The organism is Arenimonas composti TR7-09 = DSM 18010, assembly GCF_000426365.1.
Classification (GTDB): domain Bacteria; phylum Pseudomonadota; class Gammaproteobacteria; order Xanthomonadales; family Xanthomonadaceae; genus Arenimonas; species Arenimonas composti.
The window spans coordinates 1-2043 of the sequence record NZ_AUFF01000024.1; the positions used below are offsets into that span (position 1 = coordinate 1).

Sequence of the window (2043 nt, forward strand, 5' to 3'; positions counted from 1 at the left end):
GCTAACGTCCGTCGTGAAAAGGGAAACAACCCAGACCCACAGCTAAGGTCCCCAAATTACCGCTCAGTGGAAAACGATGTGGGAAGGCACAGACAGCCAGGAGGTTGGCTTAGAAGCAGCCATCCTTTAAAGAAAGCGTAATAGCTCACTGGTCGAGTCGGCCTGCGCGGAAGATTTAACGGGGCTAAGCGGTATACCGAAGCTTGGGGTGCATCACTTCGGTGATGCGCGGTAGAGGAGCGTTCCGTAAGCCGTTGAAGGTGGATCGTAAGGTCTGCTGGAGGTATCGGAAGTGCGAATGCTGACATGAGTAACGATAATGCGGGTGAAAAGCCCGCACGCCGAAAGCCCAAGGTTTCCTTGCGCAACGTTAATCGGCGCAGGGTGAGTCGGCCCCTAAGGCGAGACCGAAAGGTGTAGTCGATGGGAAGCTGGTTAATATTCCAGCACCTCGCGTGACTGCGATGGGGGGACGGAGAAGGTTAGGTGTACCGGGCGTTGGTTGTCCCGGGGAAAGGCGGTAGGCATGAGGCGCAGGCAAATCCGCGTCTCTTTATGCCGAGCACCGAGACGAGCCCTATCGGGCGAAGTCACTGATACCACGCTTCCAGGAAAAGCCTCTAAGCTTCAGGTCACGCAGACCGTACCGTAAACCGACACAGGTGGGCAGGATGAGAATTCTCAGGCGCTTGAGAGAACTTGGGTGAAGGAACTAGGCAACATGGCACCGTAACTTCGGGAGAAGGTGCGCCCACCAGGGTGGCCACATGCGTGGCTGAGCCCCGGCGGGCCGCAGAAACCAGGCCGCTGCGACTGTTTATCAAAAACACAGCACTCTGCAAACACGAAAGTGGACGTATAGGGTGTGACGCCTGCCCGGTGCCGGAAGGTTAATTGATGGGGTCAGCCGCAAGGCGAAGCTCTTGATCGAAGCCCCGGTAAACGGCGGCCGTAACTATAACGGTCCTAAGGTAGCGAAATTCCTTGTCGGGTAAGTTCCGACCTGCACGAATGGCGTAACGACAGCGGCGCTGTCTCCACCCAAGACTCAGTGAAATTGAAATCGCTGTGAAGATGCAGCGTTCCCGCGGCAAGACGGAAAGACCCCGTGAACCTTTACTACAGCTTTACATTGAACGTTGAGTTCGTCTGTGTAGGATAGGTGGGAGGCTGCGAAGTGCGGACGCCAGTTCGCATGGAGCCATCCTTGAAATACCACCCTGATGTGCTTGACGTTCTAACCTGGGCCCGTTATCCGGGTCGGGGACCATGTATGGTGGGTAGTTTGACTGGGGCGGTCTCCTCCCAAAGAGTAACGGAGGAGCACGAAGGTACGCTCAGCGCGGTCGGACATCGCGCACTGTGTGCAAAGGCATAAGCGTGCTTGACTGCAAGATCGACGGATCAAGCAGGTACGAAAGTAGGTCTTAGTGATCCGGTGGTTCTGTATGGAAGGGCCATCGCTCAACGGATAAAAGGTACTCCGGGGATAACAGGCTGATACCGCCCAAGAGTTCATATCGACGGCGGTGTTTGGCACCTCGATGTCGGCTCATCACATCCTGGGGCTGTAGTCGGTCCCAAGGGTATGGCTGTTCGCCATTTAAAGTGGTACGCGAGCTGGGTTCAGAACGTCGTGAGACAGTTCGGTCCCTATCTGTCGTGGGCGTTGGAGATTTGAGAGGGGCTGCTCCTAGTACGAGAGGACCGGAGTGGACGACCCCCTGGTGTTCCGGTTGTCATGCCAATGGCACGGCCGGGTAGCTATGGTCGGAAGCGATAACCGCTGAAAGCATCTAAGCGGGAAGCGCGCCTCAAGATGAGATCTCCCGGGGCACAAGCCCCCTGAAGGAACCATCAAGACCAGGTGGTTGATAGGCTGGGTGTGTAAGCAGGGCAACCTGTTGAGCTGACCAGTACTAATGATCCGTGCGGCTTGATCATATAACCTCAATCCGCTTCGGCCTCGACGCACGTCGACGGACCGTCGCCACGAACCTCGCTACTTCCCACCCCATGAGAGCGTGTGCGCGCACTCCCGCC

The 2043-nt window shown here is 56.7% G+C and carries 1 rRNA gene; it reads left to right on the forward strand.

Going from position 1 to position 2043, the window contains the following annotated elements:
* A 23S ribosomal RNA gene (locus K311_RS0113325) occupies positions 1–1944 on the forward strand; the annotation flags it as partial.
* Between the last annotated feature and the right edge of the window lie 99 nt (positions 1945–2043).